Source organism: Pseudoxanthomonas fibrivorans, assembly GCF_041464125.1.
Lineage (GTDB): Bacteria > Pseudomonadota > Gammaproteobacteria > Xanthomonadales > Xanthomonadaceae > Pseudoxanthomonas.
The window spans coordinates 1,720,297-1,735,294 of the sequence record NZ_JBGNUG010000001.1 but is presented as its reverse complement, the minus strand read 5'-3'; the positions used below and the strand labels follow the sequence as shown (position 1 = coordinate 1,735,294).

Genomic DNA, 14,998 nt, shown 5'->3' with positions numbered 1-14,998 from the left:
CGGCGCACGGTGTCATGCCGGTGACACGACGGCGTTCCACCCCTGCCCGTCGCCAGCGCGGGCAGGGCTGGGCTAAGGTGCGGGTTTCCCCCTGGCGGTATGGCGATGAAGCTGGTGTCGGCGTGGTTGGCGATCCCGTTCTGGCAGCGCGTGGCCGCCGGCTTCGTCCTCGGCGCGCTGGCCGGCTGGCTGATGGGCCCGGCGGCGCAGACCTGGTTCGGCCCGCTGGGCACCATCTACGTCACCCTGATCCGGATGATCGCCGTGCCGCTGGTGCTGTTCGCGGTGATCAACGCGGTCGCCTCGCTGCACGGGCAGAAGTCGGTGGCCGCGCTGGGCGGGCGCACCTTCCTGTGGTTCGCCGCCACCGCCGCGCTGGCGGTGTGCGTGGGCCTGGTCGTCGGCCTGGTGCTCAAGCCGGGCCATGGCCTGGCGGGGCTGCAGATGGCGCCGGACTACACCGTGCGCGAGGTGCCCACGCCGGTGCAGGTGCTGCTCGACGTGGTCCCGTCCAATCCGTTCAAGGCGCTGGCCGAGGGCAAGATCCTGCAGGTGATCTTCTTCGCCGGGCTGGTCGGCTTCGCCCTGGTCAAGCTCGGCGAGCGCACCGCGCGGCTGCGCGCGCTGGCCGGCGAGGCCAGCGAGGCGATGATCCAGGTCACCCGCTTCGTGCTGGAGACCACGCCGCTGGGTACCTTCGGCCTGATCGCCGGCCTGGTCGGCAGCTACGGCTTCGAGAAGCTGCTGCCGCTGGGCAACTTCGTGTTCGCCCTGTACCTGGCCTGCGCGCTGCACATCGTGTTCGTCTACGGCGGCCTGCTGATGGCGCACGGGCTGAACCCGCTGAAGTTCTTCCGCGGCGCCGCGTCGGGCATGCAGGTCGCGTTCGTCAGTTCATCGAGCTTCGCCTCCATGCCGGTGGCCCTGCGCAGCGTCACCCACAACCTGGGCGTGGACCGCGACTACGCGGCCTTCGCCGTGCCGCTGGGCGCGAGCATCAAGATGGACGGCTGCGGCGCGATCTATCCCGCGCTGACCAGCGTCTTCGTGGCGCAATATTTCGGCCTGGACCTGTCGGTCAACCAGTACTTCGTGATCCTCCTGGCCTCGGTGCTGGGCAGCTTCGGCACGGCCGGCGTGCCGGGCACGGCGATCGTGATGGTGACCCTGGTGCTGAGCGCGGCCGGCCTGCCGCTGGAGGGCATCGGCCTGCTGGTGGCGATCGACCGCATCCTCGACATGATGCGGACGATGACCAACGTCACCGGGCAGATGCTGGTGCCGGTGCTGGTGGCCAAGGAAACCGGGCTGCTGGACCGCGGGGTCTACGACCGCGCGTCCAGCAATGTCGGGTTGGAGCACGAAGGCCTCGGCGACTGAGTCGCCGGCGTCAGTCGGGCGTGCGCGCGCCCGATCCGCTTGCGTTGGAGTCCTGGCCGCCTACGGCGAACGCGCCGCGCGGATAGCGCACGCCGCGCTTGACCGTCTCGGTCACGCTGCGCAGGTGGTCGATACCGGTGAGCGGATCCTGCGCGAGCACGACCAGGTTGGCCAGCTTGCCCGGCTCGATCGTGCCCATGGCCTTTTCCTGGCCCAGCGCGCGTGCGGCCGTGGCGGTCGCCGCGCGGATCACCTCCATCGGCGGCATGCCGACCGGGCCGGCGAGCAGGTCCAGTTCGTCGTGCAGGGACGGGAACGGCGCGTCGTCGGGGTTGTCGCCATCGGTGCCGCTGGAGATGGCCACGCCCTGCCTGAACGCCTGCGCGGTCAGGCGCAGGGTCAGTGCGGCCGAGCAGCGCGGCGGCGTGCCTTTCTTCTCGCGCGCGTATTCCTCGACATGGCGCACGTACACCAGGTTGGTCGCATCCAGGATGATGCCGCGCGCGGCCATCGAGGCGAACAGGGCGGTGATGGCGGGCGGCATCGCTCCGTCCTTGAACGGCGCTTCGTCGACCGGGGTGCGCTCGTGGTAGCTGGCAGGCCTGCGGGTGGAGGCTTCGTAGGCCAGCGGGCAGCTGTGCGAGATCACGTCCACGCCGGCGGCCACGTCGTCGGCCGGCATCGCCGGGAACACGGCCGCATGCGCCCATACCGGGATGCCCTGGCGGTGCGCCTCGGCGGTGATCTTCGCCAGCAGCGGGCCGGGCATGTCGGCGTACAGCTTGATCCCGTCGGCCGAGGTGCCGCGCGCCATCGCCACCGCCAGGACCAGGTCGGTGCGGTCGTCGATGGCCTGCATCCACGGCGTCTGCCCGGGCGTCCTGCCGCGGGTCACCGCGATCGTGCGCGGATCCCTGAAGAAGCCCGGGCCGGCCATCAGCGCCGCATAGTGGATGTCCGGCGAGGGAATCTCCCCGACCAGGGCCTGGCGCGAAAGCTCGCCGACCGAACGCACGTCGTCGGCCATGCTGCGCACGGCGGTCACGCCGGAATACAGCTGGCGTCGCAGCGTCTGCTTCGCCGCGTCCGCATCCGGCGGCGTGGCCAGGTGGACGTGGGTGTCGATCAGCCCGGGGATGACATGCCGCCCCCGGAGGTCGACCACCCGCGCGCCGCGGGTATCGGCCTGCGCATCGGGCAGCACCGCCACGATGCGCTCGCCTTCGACGACGATGCTGGTGCCGGGCCTGGCGGGCGCGCCGGTGCCGTCGATCAGTACCGCGTGGCGATAGATGGTCCGTTCCGGCGCGGCCTCGGTGGCGACGGCGGTGGAGGACAGCAGGAGCAGGCAACCCAGGACGCCACGGCGCATCGCAAAATCCATCCGGCAGGGGCGTGCAGCATCGCCGGTCCCCGGCCGTCTACGCCAGTCCGCCGGTGCCTTCGCGCCGGCCCGCCCGCACCAGCCATCCGGCGAACAGCGCCGCGGTGAGGAACATCAGCAGGCTGTAGACCGCGGCCGGCGCGGCGATCGTCGAGTTCCCCAGCACGTTGAGCGCGATGAAGATGGCCAGGGTGCCATTGTGGATGCCGATTTCCATGGCGATGGCGATCGCCTGGCCGCGCGGCAGGCGCAGCGCGAGCGGGGCGAAGTAGCCGGTGCCCATGCTGGCGAGGTTGAACAGCAGGCAGGCCGCGCCGACGGCGGCGAAATAGGTGACCAGCACCTGCCAGGACTGGACCACGGCCATCGCCACCAGCAGTGCCAGCACCAGCACCGCCAGCACCCGCAGCGGTTTTTCCGCGCGCGCGGCCAGCACCGGGAACAGGCCGCGTACGGTCATCCCCAGCAGCACGGGCAGCAGGATGATCACGGCGACCTCGACGATCTTGCGCGTCGGCGGCGGCACGTACTGGCCCGCGCCGAGGAAGTGTTCCAGGGCCAGGTTGAGGATCAGCGGCAGGGTCAGCAGGCACAGCACGCTGTTGATCGCGGTCAGGGTGATGTTGAGCGCCACGTCGCCCCGCGCCAGGTGGCTGTAGATGTTGGCGGTGGCGCCACCCGGCGAGGCGGCCAGCAGCATCAGCCCGACCGCCAGCTCCGGCGGCAGCCGCAACGCCAGCGCCAGGGCGAACGCCACCCACGGCAGCAGCAGCGTCTGCAGCGCCAGCCCGACCAGCACCGCGCGCGGGTAGCGCGCCACCCGGCGGAAGTCCTCCACGGTCAGGCCCAGGCCCAGGCCGAGCATGATCACGCCCAGGGCCAGCGGCAGCATCAGGTTGGTCAGCAGCGAAGCCTGCATCGTCCGTTCCCCCGTCGGTGGCGGCCACGATCACCGATCGGGTCGGCGCCGGTCACGCTGCTGCGCGGCATCCGCACGGACGCGCCGGCAGGCGTACCCTTGCCGCACCCGTTCCCGGCGCGAGGCCGCCATGCCCGGACACCAGCGCGAACTGACCCTGCGGTTCCTCGCCGAGCCGGCCGACGTGAACTACGGCGGCAAGGTCCACGGCGGGGTGGTAATGAAGTGGATCGACCAGGCCGGCTACGCGGCCGCGGTCGGCTGGAGCGGGCGCTACAGCGTCACCGTGGCGGTGGGCGGGATCCGCTTCGTGGCGCCGGTGCGCATCAGCGACCTGGTCGCGGTATCGGCCAAACTCATCCACACCGGCAGCAGCAGCATGCATTTCGCCATCGACGTGCGCGCCCGCGACCCGATGGGCGGCGACTGGCGGCTGTGCACGCACTGCGTGATCGTGTTCGTGGCCCTGGACGCGGTCGAGGGCCGGCCGGTGCCGGTGCCGCCATGGGTGCCGCAGTCGCCCGAAGACGCACGGATGGCCGAGTACGCGCTGAAGGTCATGGAACTCAGCAAGGGCATCGAGCAGACCGTCGCCGCCTACCAGGTCCCCCAGGCCTGACGAGGTCGCTTCCGGCGGAAAAAAACGAAGGCCGCCTTGCGGCGGCCCTGGTCCGGTCACGGGTGTCGGCGGCTCAGAGCTGGACCCGGCGCGCCTGCATGTAGCGGTTGCCCCAGTAGCCGGTGTCCATGCGGTCCACGCGCACGTCCTTGCCGCGGCTGGGCGCGTGCAGGAACTGGCCGTCGCCGACATAGATGCCGACATGGTTGACCCGGCCGCGCAGGCCGAAGAACACCAGGTCGCCCGGGTTGAGCAGGGTGCGGTCGCGGATGAGTTCGCCCTCGGCCCGGGCGGCCATCTCGCGCGACACGCGCGGCAGCTCGATGCCCAGCGCGCTGCGGAACACGTAGCCGACCAGGCCGCTGCAGTCGAAGCCGTCGGTCGAAGTGCCGCCCCAGCGGTACGGGGTGCCGATCAGGCCCATCGCCGCCTTCAGCACCTGCTGGACGCGGCCTTCGGCCGGCGCGGCGGACTGGGCCGGGACGCCCTGGGTGAGGTCGTAGGCGGCCAGCAGGCGGCTGACGTCGCCGGCGAACATCGCCGAACGGTCCAGCAGCGGGATGCTGTCGTTGCCCGCCAGGTGCGGCAGCAGCGCGGCCAGCGTGGCGTTGGCGGCGGCGTCGGCCTTCTGGCGCAGGGCGCTGGCCGGCACGTTGGCCGACTGGGCCGGCTTGGCGGTACTGCCGGCGGCAGCGGAGGTCGTCGGGGTCGCAGGCGCCGGCAGGTCGAGCGCCGGCGCCACGTCGACCGTGGCCGCCGCGGGCGCGATCGCTTCGGGCACGATCTGCGCCGGTTCCGGGGCCGCGAGCAGCGGCGCGGCCGGCAGGACCAGCAGCAGGGAGAAGAGGGGACTCAGCGCCCGGCGGGTGCGGGGGGCTGGGGTGGCGGCAGGCTGGCCTATACGCAGGTCGTCGGTCGTCACGCGGGCATCACATTACGGCAATGGGGCGATCATGCCGCCTTCACCGTCTCTTGATGTTCACAAAAAGTTAAATTTATGTAAATGTCGACGTGCGCCCTGTCCCATTTCAGAGCAGAACACGTTTGGCGCCGCTGTAGTGGTCGCGCCAGTACGGGCCGTCCAGGCGATCCAGGCGGACCGTGCCGCCGCTGCTCGGCGCGTGGACGAAACGGCCTTCGCCCACGTAGATGCCGACATGGCTGACGTCGCCCCGGCTGCCGAAGAACACCAGGTCGCCGCTGGCAAGTTTTTCAGGCGCCAGGCGCGGTCCCTGGACGCCGGCCAATTCGCGCGAGCTGCGCGGCAGGCGGAGGTCGAGCATGTCGCGGTAGACGTAATTGACTAGGCCGCTGCAGTCGAAGCCCGAGTCCGGGGTGTTGCCGCCGTAGCGGTAGGGCGTGCCGACCAGGCTCAGCGCGCGCAGGGTCACCGAATTGGCCGCCGCCGGATCGGCCGGGACCACCTGCGGCCAGTGCCGGGCGGGCGGTGCCTGCGCGCGGGTGGCCTCGCGTCCGCAGCCCGCCAGCAGCATCGCGAGCAGCGCCGCGGTGGCGAAGACGGCGGCCCGGCCCGGTGCTGGCACCGGGGGGGGCGGGGCGGGATAATGCGGGCCTGTCCTCACGGCGGCCATGATGGCCGCTCTTCCCTGCGGCCGACAAGCCGCCGCCCACCCGCTGCCGGACCGGCAGCCAGACCGAGTTGCGCATGAAGATCGAAAAAGACCGCGTCGTCCGCTTCCACTACACCGTCTCCGAAGTCGGCCAGGAGCCGCTGGAGAGCTCGAAGGACCGCGACCCGATCGCGATCCTGATCGGCCACGGCAACATCATCCCGGGCCTGGAGGCGGCGATGCAGGACAAGGCGGCCGGCGAGACCTTCAGCGTCGACGTGCCGGCTGCCGAGGCCTACGGCGAGCGCCGCGAGGGCATGGGCCAGCGCATCCCCAAGAAGCATTTCGGCAACACGAAGCTGGCGCCGGGCATGCAGGTGGTCCTCCAGACCAACTTCGGCCCGCGCGCGGTGACCGTCGAGAAGGTCGGCCACAGCGTGGTCGACGTCGACCTGAACCACCCGATGGCGGGCAAGGACCTGCATTTCGACGTGGAGATCGTCGAGGTCCGCGAAGCCAGCGCCGAGGAAGTCGAGCACGGCCACGTGCACGGCGACGGTGGCCACCACCACTGATCCGCCGCGCGCATCGCGGTGCATCCAGGACGGCCCGCCCATGCGGGCCGTCCGCTTTTCGGGGGTCCGCCGGCCGCGGACGGGTCAGGCCGGCAGCGCGGCCTCGACGGGCGCGGGCGCGGGTTCCAGGCGCAGCCAGGCCTCGCGCACCGGCGCGAAGCTGCGCCGGTGGTGCAGGCAGGGCCCGTGCGCGGCGAGCGCGGCGAGGTGGGCCGGGGTCGGATAGCCCTTGTGCAGGTCGAAGCCGTAATGCGGATGTTCGGCGTGCAGCGCGCACATCAGCCGGTCGCGGCTGACCTTGGCCAGGATCGAGGCGGCCATGATCGCCGGCTCCAGCGCGTCGCCGCCGACGATCGCCTCGGCCAGGCACGACAGGCCGCGTGGCACCGTGTTGCCGTCGATGCGGACCAGCTCCACCTGCGGGCCCAGCGCGGCGATGCAGCGGCGCATGCCTTCCAGGGTGGCGTGCAGGATGTTGAGGCGGTCGATCTCCTCGACCCCGACCATCTCCACGTGCCAGGCCAGCGCCCGCTCCACGATCCGCGGGTACAGCGCCTCGCGCTGGGCATGGCTGAGCTTCTTGGAGTCGTCCAGCCCGCGGATGCGGCGCTTCGGGTCGAGGATCACCGCGGCCACCGCGACCGGGCCGGCCAGCGGCCCGCGTCCCGCCTCGTCGACCCCGGTCACCCGCAGCCGGCGGCGGTCGATCGCGAACAGGTCCGGAGCGGACTCCCGCGCGCCTGCGGCGGTCGCGCCGCGGCTCATGCCCGCCGGGCCCCGCGGGCCATCAGGCCCGGCAGCGAAGCGACGGCCTCGGCCGCCGACGCCGAGGCGTCGCGGCGCAGCTGCTCGTGCAGCGCCAGGTATTTCGGCTGCAGTGCCGCCACCTCGGCGCCGGCCTCGAACCAGTGCAGGACGGCATCGGCCAGACGCTGGGGCGTGCAGTCGTCCTGCATCAGCTCCGGCGCCAGGTCCTCTCCGGCCAGCACGTTGGGCAGGGCGTAGCGGTCCACCTTGAGCAGCCCGAGCGCGCGCACGATCCGGTAGGTCAGCGGCGAGACCCGGTAACCGACCACCATCGGCCGCTTGGACAGCATCGCTTCGAGCGTCGCGGTGCCCGACGCGAGCAGGACCACGTCCGCCGCGGCCAGCGCCGCGCGCGCCTGGCCGTCCAGCAGGTGCGAACGCATCACCGGCAGCGCCGAGCGCGACAGCTGCTCCTGCAGCAGCGCGCGGCAGCGGGCGTTGGCCGCCGGGACCACCACGTGCAGGTCGGGCAGGCGCTCGGAGACCTGCCAGGCGGCCTCGAAGAAGGTCTCGCCGAGCCGTTCGATCTCGCCCAGCCGGCTGCCCGGCAGCACCGCCAGCACCGGCGCGCCCGCCGGCAGCCCCAGTTGGGCGCGGGCGGCGGCGCGGTCGGGGTGCAGCGGCATGGCGTCGGCCATCGGATGGCCGACGAAGCGCGCATCCACGCCGTGGCGTGCGTAGATCGCCGGCTCCATCGGGAACAGGCACAGCACGCGGTCGGCACTGGTGCCGATCTTCTCGGCGCGCTTCTCGCGCCAGGCCCACACCGATGGACTGACGTAGTGCACGGTCGGCACGCCGCGCTGCTTGAACCAGCGCTCGACGCCCAGGTTGAAGTCGGGCGCGTCGATGCCGACCAGCACGTCCGGTCGCCAGGCCAGGGCGCGCTCGCGGAATTCGCGGCGCACCCTGAGCAGCCGCGGCAGGTGGCGCAGCACTTCGAACAGGCCCATCACCGCCAGCTCGCTGGCGTCGTGCCAGGTCTCGACGCCGGCCCCGCGCATCGCGTCGCCGCCGATCCCGGCGAAGCGCGCGTGGGGGAAGCGGCGGCGCAGTTCCTCGACCAGGCCGGCGCCGAGCGCGTCGCCCGATGCCTCGCCCGCGACCAGCACGATGCGCGGGCCCTGGCCGGCGCGCTCGGTGGCTTCGCGTCCGCGGATGGCCTCGTTCACCGCTCGCCCCCTCAGCGCAGCAGCGGGCGTTCGCCGCTGCCGATGAAATCGAGCAGCAGGCGCACGTCGTCGCTGCCCTCGGCCTGTTGCGCCAGCTGCTCGCGGGCCTCGGCCAGCGGCAGGCCGGCGACGTACAGGGTGCGGTAGGCGCGCTTGATCGCGGCGATGCGCTCGGGGCTGAAGCCGCGGCGCTTGAGGCCCTCGCTGTTGATTCCGCGCGGGCGTCCCAGCGAATTGCCGCCGACCATGGTGAACGGGGTCACGTCGCCGTTGGCCAGGGCGCCCATGCCGAGGAACGCGTGGTCGCCGATCCGGCAGAACTGGTGCGCGCCGGCGAAGCCGCTGATGATCACCCAGTCGCCCACCGTCACGTGCCCGGCCAGGGTGGTGTTGTTGGAGAAGATGCAGTGGTTGCCGACGATGCAGTCGTGGGCCACGTGGGTGTAGGCCAGCATCCAGTTGTCGTCGCCGATCCGGGTGACGCCGCCGCCGTTGCCGGTGCCGCGGTTGAGGGTGACGAACTCGCGGAACACGTTGCGGTCGCCGATCACCAGCTCGGTGCGTTCGCCGGCGAACTTCTTGTCCTGGGGCTCGCCGCCGACGGCGACGTGGCCGATGAAGCGGTTGCCGCGGCCGATCCGGGTCGGCCCGGCGAAGCTGCAGTGCGGGCCGATCTGGCAGTCGTCGCCGATCTCGACGTCGGCGCCGATCAGGGTGAAGGCGCCCACGCTCACGCCGGCGCCCAGGCGCGCGCCGGGATCGATGACCGCGGTGGGGTGGATCAGGGCGTCTGCGTTCATGGGCTCTCGATCGGTCGGGCGGGCGTCATTCGCGCGTGCCGGCGCACAGCACCTCGGCGCAGGCCACGATCTCGCCGTCGACCTTGGCCTCGCCGTAGTACACGGCCATGTTGCGGATCACCCGCTTGATCTGCACGTGCAGCTCGAGCACGTCGCCGGGCACCACCTGCTTGCTGAAGCGGGCGTTGTCGACCTTGACCATGTAGAACAGCTTGGACTGCGCGTCCCGGCCCAGCGAAAGCTGGGTCAGCACGCCGCCGGCCTGGGCCAGCGCCTCGATGATCAGCACGCCCGGCATGATCGGCTGCCCCGGGAAGTGGCCCTGGAAGAACGGCTCGTTGAACGTCACGTTCTTCACGCCGACGATGCGCTTGGCCTCGATGTCCAGGTCCACGATCTTGTCGACCAGCAGGAACGGATAGCGGTGCGGGATCAGCGTGCGGATCGTGTTGACGTCGACGGGGAGCTTCACGGTTTCGTTCATTCGGGACTGTCCTGGGTGGAGGCGTTGACGCGACGCGCCAGCGCGTCCAGTTGCTTGAACCGGGCGGCGTTCTTCCGCCAGGTGCGGTTGTCGGTGAGGGGGGTGCCGGAGGAGTACTCGCCCGGCTCGCGGATGCTGTGGGTCACCAGCGACATCGCGGTGACCATGACCTTGTCGGCGACCTCGAGGTGGCCGAGCACGCCGGCGCCGCCGCCGACCAGGCAGTAGCGCCCGATCCTGGCGCTGCCTGCCGCCGCCGAGCAGCCGGCCATCGCGGTGTGGGCGCCGATGCGGACGTTGTGGCCGATCTGGACCAGGTTGTCCAGGCGGACGTCTTCCTCGAGCACGGTGTCGTCCAGCGCGCCGCGGTCGATGCAGCTGTTGGCGCCGATCTCGCAGTCGTCGCCGACCACCACGCCGCCCAGCTGGGGGACGTTGACCCAGCGGCCGGCGTCCATCGCCAGGCCGAAACCGGCCGCGCCCAGCACGGCCCCGGGCAGGATCCGCACGCGCTTGCCGAGCCGGACCCGTGCCACCAGCGTGACCCGGGCCTGGAGTTCGCAACCTTCGCCCAGCTCGCAGTCCTCGCCGATGCTGCAGCCGGGACCGATGACGCAGCCGGCACCCACCTTCGAGCGCGCGCCGATGCTGACGAACGGGCCGACGTGCGCCGCGGCCGACACCTCGGCCGACGGGTCGATCACCGCGCTGGGGTGGATGCCGGGTGCGTGCGCCGGCCGCTGCTCGAACAGCGCCGAGATCCGGGCGAACGCGACGTAGGGATCCCGGGCGACCAGCGCCGCGCCGGGGGCGGACCCCGCGTCGTCGGCACGGAGCACGACCACCCCGGCACCGGAGCCGGCCAGCTGCGCGCGGTAGCGCGGGTTGGCCAGGAAGGCCAGCTGGTCCGGGCCGGCGCCGGCGAGGGTGGCCACCCCGCGCACGCGGGTGCCGCCGTCGCCATGCAGCTGCAGGGAGAAACGTTCGGCCAGTTCGGCGGCGGTGAAGGCGGGGGCATCCATGGCGCGCATTCTAGCCTCACGCCTTCCCCGGACCGGACCGTACGGATCAGTGGCGGGCCAGCAGCACCATCAATGCGCCGGTGCCGCCCTGCGCCGGCGGTGCGGAATGGAAGGCCAGGACGTCCCCGCGCTGGCGCAGCCACCGGTCCACCAGGTTCTTGAGCACCGGCACGCCATCGCCGCCGCCCTTGCCGTGGATGATGCGCACGCAGCTGAAGCCGTGGTCGAGCGCTTCGGCCAGGAATCGGGCCAGCAGCGTTTCGGCCTGCAGCGCGTTGGCGCCGTGCAGGTCCAGTTCGTCCTGGGCGGCGTATTCGCCGCGCCGCAACCGCTGCCATGCGCGCGCCGGGAGCCGGTCGCGGCGGAACGCGCTCGCATCGCCGCGCAGCAGGGCCGCGTCCGGCGCGTCGGCGATGCGGGGCGTCGCCGCCCCGTCGGCTGGCCCGCGGCGACCGGCGGCCGGGCGCGGTTTCGGGCGCGGCGGCGGCGCGGCCGCCGGCGCCCGCAGCGGCTTGACCTCGCCGATCGCCGCGCGGAACAGGCGGGCGTCGTCCGCGTCTTCGTCCTTCTCCATGCGCACAGGGTAGCCCAGCATCCGTGCGCGGTCCGTGGCGGCGAAGCGTGGCCCATGGCCGCGAACGCGGCGAAGGCTTCCGGTATCATGCCGGTGTTTTCGAGGAAGCCCATGCGCGTACTGGTAAGCAACGACGATGGCGTGGACGCGCCCGGCATCCACGCCCTGGCACAGGGCCTGCGCGACGCCGGCCACGAGGTCTACGTGGTGGCCCCCGACCGCGACCGTTCCGGCGCGAGCAACTCGCTGACCCTGGACCTGCCGATCCGGGTCAAGCGACTGGACCACTACACCTGCTCGGTCGCCGGCACGCCGACCGACTGCGTGCACCTGGCCCTGACCGGCATGTTCGAGTTCGAGCCGGACATCGTCGTGTCGGGCATCAACAACACCGCCAACCTGGGCGATGACGTCATCTATTCGGGCACCGTGTCGGCGGCGATGGAAGGCCGCTTCCTCGGCCTGCCGGCGGTGGCCGTGTCGCTGGCCACGCGCAACCACGACGCGAAGCACTACGAGACCGCGGCGCGGGCGGCGGTGGAGATCGTGGCGCGGCTGAAGGCCGATCCGCTGCCGGCCGACACGATCCTCAACGTCAACGTCCCCGACCTGCCGTGGCACGACGTGCGCGGCTTCGAGGTCTCGCGCCTGGGCAACCGCCACCGCTCCGAACCGTGCGTGCCGCAGCCGGACCCGCGCGGCCGGACCGTGTACTGGATCGGCCCGGCCGGCCCGGAGCAGGACGCCGGCCCCGGTACCGATTTCCACGCCGTCCGCACCGGGCACATCTCGATCACCCCGATCCACGTCGACCTGACCCGCTACCAGGCACTGGAGAAGGTCGCCGGCTGGGTAGGTGGCCTGACCGCCGCCCTGGCGACACCGGTGGGCGGCGGCGCGGCGGGGCCTGCGGCATGAACCCCAGGCTGCGCCTCCAACCCCAGTCCGTCGGCCTGGGCATGACCTCGCAGCGCGTGCGCGACCGCCTGGTCGAACGGCTGCGCGAGGCGGGCATCACCGACGAGCGCGTGCTCAACGTGGTCCGCACGCTGCCGCGGCACCTGTTCGTGGACGAGGCGCTGGCCAGCCGCGCCTACGAGGACACCGCGCTGCCGATCGGCCAGGGCCAGACCATCTCCCAGCCCTGGGTGGTGGCGCGGATGACCGAAGTGCTGCTCGACGTGGCGCCGGCGAAGGTGCTCGAAGTGGGGACCGGCTCCGGCTACCAGGCCGCGGTGCTGGCCGCGCTCGGGCTGGAGGTCTACACCGTGGAGCGCATCGGCGAGCTGCTGCGCCAGGCGCGCAAGCGCTTCCGCACCCTGGGCATGAACATCCGCAGCAAGCACGACGACGGCCGCGTCGGCTGGGCCGAGCACGGCCCCTACGACGCGGTGATCGTCACCGCCGCCGCGCCCGCGCTGGTGCCGGCGCTGGTCGAGCAGCTGCGGCCGGGCGGGGTGCTGGTCGCGCCGGTAGGCGGCAGCAGCTCGCAGAACCTCGTGCGGCTGACGCGGCGCGAGGACGGCAGCGTCGAGGAGACGCGGCTGGCCGCGGTCGCGTTCGTGCCGCTGCTGTCGGGGATGGTGGATTGAGCATGGCGACGCCGGATTTCTCCCGCGCCAACGAGGCGGGCTCGCTCGGCGACCAGCTGCAGTCGATCATCGGCCAGCTGCCCGAGGACCACCTGACCCTGGGCGAGCTGCTGCAGGTGTTCGGCGACGAGGGCCTGCTGCTGCTGACCATCCTGCTGACGCTGGTGTTCCTGATCCCGGTCTCGATTCCCGGGGTGAGCACCGTGTTCGGCGCGGCGATCCTGCTGGTCGGGGTCAGCCGCCTGCTGCGGCGGCCGTTGTGGCTGCCGGCCAGGCTGCGCGAGCGCCCGCTGCCGGCGTCCCGCCTGCGCCCGGCACTGACCGGGGGCCTGCACTGGGTGCGGCGGCTGGAGAAGATCAGCCGGCCGTACCGGCTGCGCCGCCTGGTCGACGGGCGCGCGCAGGACATCTTCAACAACCTGTCCTTCATCCTCGCCGCGCTGCTGCTGATGGCGCCGTTCGGCTTCATTCCCTTCAGCAACACGCTGCCGGGGCTGGCCCTGCTGTTCTACGCGATCGGCATGATCCAGCGCGACGGCACCGCGATCCTGCTGGGCCACCTGGCCAACATCGGCACGATCGTCTACTTCGGTATCCTGATCGGCGGTGGTGGCATGGCCGCGCACGGCCTGCTGCGGCATTTCACCGGATGACAGGCGCGCCGGCCTCGCGCGCCACGATCGATGGAGCACCGATGACCCGAACGAGCGGACGTGAGCGGATGCGGCTGGGCCTGGCGGCGATGCTGGCGCTGGTGCTGGCCGCCTGCAGCAGTACCGTGGTGCGTACGCCCCAGGCCGAGGCGGGCAAGCCGGCCTCGACGGGCCGCAGCGGCGCCTCGGTGGTGGTGCAACGAGGCGAGACCCTGTATTCGATCGCGCGCCGCAATGGCGTGGCCGTCGAAGACATCGCGCGCTGGAACGGCCTGAAGCCGCCCTACACGATCTACCCTGGCCAGCGCCTGGCACTGGGGCAGGGCGGCAGCCGCGGCAGCGCGACCGCGCCCACCCGGACCGTGACGGCACCGAAGCCCCAGGCGCCTGCCGCGACGCCGGCGCCCGCGTCCAGGGCCCCGGCCAGCAGCGGTTTCAGCTGGCGCTGGCCCGCGCAGGGCGTGCTGCTCAACACCTACGTCGCCGGCAACAATACCCGCCAGGGCATCGACATCGGCGGAAGCAGCGGGCAGTCCGTCAGCGCGGCCGCCGACGGCGTGGTCGTGTATTCCGGCGCCGGCCTGGTCGGCTACGGCGAGCTGATCATCATCAAGCACAACGAGCAGTGGCTGTCGGCCTACGGGCACAACCGCAAGCGGCTGGTCAACGAAGGCCAGAACGTGAAGGCCGGGGAGCAGATCGCGGAGATGGGCCGTACCGGTGCGGCGCGCGAGATGCTGCACTTCGAGATCCGCTACAACGGCAAGCCGGTCGACCCGCTGCTGTACCTGCCGAAGAAGTAGCGACGCGACGTCCAGTCGCCGCGTCCACCTGCGCGCGGTGCGGGGATCTTGGCGCGCGGTCCCGTGGCAACGGCGGTCGGTCGGCCCGGGTCCTCCCCGGAGTACATGGCCTGGACCAGGGCGCCCGCGGGCCGCGCAGCGGCCGTCACGCTGCGCGCCCGTAATGCCTGTGATGCCTGTGATGCCTGTGCCAGCACCCAGCGTGCGGAACGGCGCGGACGTACCGCGTCCAGGCCGCCGGTATCCCGCGCCTCAGCGCGGACGGGGCGCGAGCAGCAGGGCGACCACCACGCGGCGGCCCTCGCCTGCGAGCACGTTGTAGGTGCGCGCCGCGGCGGCGTTGTCCATGACCTCGATGCCGACGCCGCGGGTCAGGCAGGCGGCCAGGACCGCCGGAGGCGGAAACTGCTGACGGCCACCCGTGCCCAGGACCAGCAGTTCCGGCGCCAGCGCCAGCAGCGGGTCGAGGTGGGAGGGCTCGAGGGCCGTGGCGACGGCCGGGGCCGGCCAGTCCTCGATGAGCCGGTCCGGAGCCAGGGCGAAATTGCGCTCCAGCACCCGGTCGTTGACCCGTGCATGGTGGCCGTCGGCGCCGCGCAGCACCCAGGCGTAATCCGGACGTTCGTGGCTCAGCTGCATGGCG

The 14,998-nt window shown here is 72.2% G+C and carries 17 protein-coding genes and 1 pseudogene; 7 read left to right on the top strand and 11 right to left on the bottom strand.

Features of this window, described 5'->3' with window-relative positions; all coding sequences use genetic code 11:
• Positions 1-105 precede the first annotated feature (105 nt).
• Entirely contained in the window at positions 106-1,380 is a 1,275-nt protein-coding gene (locus tag ACA089_RS08085) for a dicarboxylate/amino acid:cation symporter (RefSeq protein ID WP_372015484.1), read from the top strand.
• A gap of 10 nt (positions 1,381-1,390) precedes the next feature.
• Here the strand turns inward: ACA089_RS08085 and ACA089_RS08080 are convergent, their stop codons facing one another.
• Together ACA089_RS08080 and ACA089_RS08075 are read right to left on the bottom strand one after the other, a co-directional pair.
• The gene (locus ACA089_RS08080) at positions 1,391-2,752 is read right to left on the bottom strand and encodes an amidohydrolase family protein (RefSeq protein ID WP_372015481.1); all 1,362 of its coding nucleotides are present in this window, start codon (positions 2,750-2,752) and stop codon (positions 1,391-1,393) included.
• Between the two features lie 49 nt (positions 2,753-2,801).
• Positions 2,802-3,683 (bottom strand): bile acid:sodium symporter family protein, encoded by an 882-nt coding sequence (locus ACA089_RS08075; RefSeq protein WP_372015479.1) that lies wholly within the window; start codon positions 3,681-3,683, stop codon positions 2,802-2,804.
• A 130-nt stretch (positions 3,684-3,813) separates the two neighbouring features.
• On the opposite strand from ACA089_RS08075, the gene ACA089_RS08070 reads away from it, so the two are divergent.
• The gene (locus tag ACA089_RS08070; RefSeq protein WP_372015476.1) at positions 3,814-4,302 is read left to right on the top strand and encodes an acyl-CoA thioesterase; all 489 of its coding nucleotides are present in this window, start codon (positions 3,814-3,816) and stop codon (positions 4,300-4,302) included.
• 73 nt (positions 4,303-4,375) lie between these two features.
• Here the strand turns inward: ACA089_RS08070 and ACA089_RS08065 are convergent, their stop codons facing one another.
• On the bottom strand, positions 4,376-5,137 hold the full coding sequence (locus ACA089_RS08065; protein ID WP_372017702.1) for a C40 family peptidase: 762 nt from the start codon (positions 5,135-5,137) through the stop codon (positions 4,376-4,378).
• A 193-nt stretch (positions 5,138-5,330) separates the two neighbouring features.
• A complete protein-coding gene (locus ACA089_RS08060; RefSeq protein ID WP_372015473.1) occupies positions 5,331-5,894 on the bottom strand; it encodes a C40 family peptidase in 564 nt (187 codons plus the stop codon).
• 74 nt (positions 5,895-5,968) lie between these two features.
• Between ACA089_RS08060 and ACA089_RS08055 the strand changes: the two genes are divergently transcribed.
• Positions 5,969-6,448, top strand: coding sequence for an FKBP-type peptidyl-prolyl cis-trans isomerase (locus ACA089_RS08055; protein ID WP_372015470.1), 480 nt, complete (start codon positions 5,969-5,971; stop codon positions 6,446-6,448).
• Positions 6,449-6,532: 84 nt separating this feature from the next.
• On the opposite strand, the gene ACA089_RS08050 is transcribed toward ACA089_RS08055, so the two are convergent.
• From ACA089_RS08050 to ACA089_RS08025, 6 genes and pseudogenes are all read right to left on the bottom strand, one after another.
• Positions 6,533-7,213 (bottom strand): ribonuclease HII, encoded by a 681-nt coding sequence (locus tag ACA089_RS08050; protein WP_372015467.1) that lies wholly within the window; start codon positions 7,211-7,213, stop codon positions 6,533-6,535.
• A pseudogene (gene lpxB, locus ACA089_RS08045) lies at positions 7,210-8,376 on the bottom strand (lipid-A-disaccharide synthase); the annotation flags it as partial. The gene ACA089_RS08050 and the pseudogene lpxB, both read right to left, overlap by 4 nt.
• Before the next feature lie 62 nt (positions 8,377-8,438).
• Complete coding sequence (lpxA, locus tag ACA089_RS08040; protein WP_372015465.1) at positions 8,439-9,227, bottom strand: acyl-ACP--UDP-N-acetylglucosamine O-acyltransferase; 789 nt, start codon at positions 9,225-9,227, stop codon at positions 8,439-8,441.
• Positions 9,228-9,252: 25 nt separating this feature from the next.
• Entirely contained in the window at positions 9,253-9,711 is a 459-nt protein-coding gene (gene fabZ / locus ACA089_RS08035; protein ID WP_372015463.1) for a 3-hydroxyacyl-ACP dehydratase FabZ, read from the bottom strand.
• Positions 9,708-10,733, bottom strand: a complete 1,026-nt coding sequence (gene lpxD, locus ACA089_RS08030) for a UDP-3-O-(3-hydroxymyristoyl)glucosamine N-acyltransferase (RefSeq protein ID WP_372015461.1) — start codon at positions 10,731-10,733, stop codon at positions 9,708-9,710. The genes fabZ and lpxD overlap by 4 nt, the downstream gene beginning before the upstream one ends.
• A gap of 46 nt (positions 10,734-10,779) precedes the next feature.
• On the bottom strand, positions 10,780-11,307 hold the full coding sequence (locus ACA089_RS08025) for a Smr/MutS family protein (RefSeq protein ID WP_372017700.1): 528 nt from the start codon (positions 11,305-11,307) through the stop codon (positions 10,780-10,782).
• 111 nt (positions 11,308-11,418) lie between these two features.
• Between ACA089_RS08025 and surE the strand changes: the two genes are divergently transcribed.
• Genes surE through ACA089_RS08005 form a run of 4 tightly spaced genes read left to right on the top strand, consistent with a single transcriptional unit; the run spans position 11,419 to position 14,355 of the window.
• The gene (gene surE / locus ACA089_RS08020; RefSeq protein ID WP_372015458.1) at positions 11,419-12,225 is read left to right on the top strand and encodes a 5'/3'-nucleotidase SurE; all 807 of its coding nucleotides are present in this window, start codon (positions 11,419-11,421) and stop codon (positions 12,223-12,225) included.
• On the top strand, positions 12,222-12,899 hold the full coding sequence (locus tag ACA089_RS08015) for a protein-L-isoaspartate(D-aspartate) O-methyltransferase (protein ID WP_372015456.1): 678 nt from the start codon (positions 12,222-12,224) through the stop codon (positions 12,897-12,899). The genes surE and ACA089_RS08015 overlap by 4 nt, the downstream gene beginning before the upstream one ends.
• Before the next feature lie 2 nt (positions 12,900-12,901).
• Positions 12,902-13,552, top strand: coding sequence for an exopolysaccharide biosynthesis protein (locus ACA089_RS08010; RefSeq protein WP_372015454.1), 651 nt, complete (start codon positions 12,902-12,904; stop codon positions 13,550-13,552).
• 41 nt (positions 13,553-13,593) lie between these two features.
• Positions 13,594-14,355, top strand: coding sequence for a peptidoglycan DD-metalloendopeptidase family protein (locus ACA089_RS08005; RefSeq protein ID WP_372015451.1), 762 nt, complete (start codon positions 13,594-13,596; stop codon positions 14,353-14,355).
• Between the two features lie 252 nt (positions 14,356-14,607).
• Here the strand turns inward: ACA089_RS08005 and ACA089_RS08000 are convergent, their stop codons facing one another.
• On the bottom strand, positions 14,608-14,994 hold the full coding sequence (locus tag ACA089_RS08000) for an Mth938-like domain-containing protein (RefSeq protein ID WP_372015448.1): 387 nt from the start codon (positions 14,992-14,994) through the stop codon (positions 14,608-14,610).
• Between the last annotated feature and the right edge of the window lie 4 nt (positions 14,995-14,998).

Coding starts and splice junctions, on each gene's coding strand:
- ACA089_RS08085 (WP_372015484.1), top strand. CDS start 106: ATGAAGCTGGTGTCGGCGTGGTTGGCGATCCCGTTCTGGCAGCGCGTG.
- ACA089_RS08015 (WP_372015456.1), top strand. CDS start 12,222: ATGAACCCCAGGCTGCGCCTCCAACCCCAGTCCGTCGGCCTGGGCATG.
- surE (WP_372015458.1), top strand. CDS start 11,419: ATGCGCGTACTGGTAAGCAACGACGATGGCGTGGACGCGCCCGGCATC.
- lpxA (WP_372015465.1), bottom strand. CDS start 9,227: ATGAACGCAGACGCCCTGATCCACCCCACCGCGGTCATCGATCCCGGC.
- fabZ (WP_372015463.1), bottom strand. CDS start 9,711: ATGAACGAAACCGTGAAGCTCCCCGTCGACGTCAACACGATCCGCACG.
- ACA089_RS08010 (WP_372015454.1), top strand. CDS start 12,902: ATGGCGACGCCGGATTTCTCCCGCGCCAACGAGGCGGGCTCGCTCGGC.
- lpxD (WP_372015461.1), bottom strand. CDS start 10,733: ATGGATGCCCCCGCCTTCACCGCCGCCGAACTGGCCGAACGTTTCTCC.
- ACA089_RS08000 (WP_372015448.1), bottom strand. CDS start 14,994: ATGCAGCTGAGCCACGAACGTCCGGATTACGCCTGGGTGCTGCGCGGC.
- ACA089_RS08055 (WP_372015470.1), top strand. CDS start 5,969: ATGAAGATCGAAAAAGACCGCGTCGTCCGCTTCCACTACACCGTCTCC.
- ACA089_RS08075 (WP_372015479.1), bottom strand. CDS start 3,683: ATGCAGGCTTCGCTGCTGACCAACCTGATGCTGCCGCTGGCCCTGGGC.
- ACA089_RS08070 (WP_372015476.1), top strand. CDS start 3,814: ATGCCCGGACACCAGCGCGAACTGACCCTGCGGTTCCTCGCCGAGCCG.
- ACA089_RS08025 (WP_372017700.1), bottom strand. CDS start 11,307: ATGGAGAAGGACGAAGACGCGGACGACGCCCGCCTGTTCCGCGCGGCG.
- ACA089_RS08080 (WP_372015481.1), bottom strand. CDS start 2,752: ATGCGCCGTGGCGTCCTGGGTTGCCTGCTCCTGCTGTCCTCCACCGCC.
- ACA089_RS08005 (WP_372015451.1), top strand. CDS start 13,594: ATGACCCGAACGAGCGGACGTGAGCGGATGCGGCTGGGCCTGGCGGCG.
- ACA089_RS08050 (WP_372015467.1), bottom strand. CDS start 7,213: ATGAGCCGCGGCGCGACCGCCGCAGGCGCGCGGGAGTCCGCTCCGGAC.
- ACA089_RS08060 (WP_372015473.1), bottom strand. CDS start 5,894: ATGGCCGCCGTGAGGACAGGCCCGCATTATCCCGCCCCGCCCCCCCCG.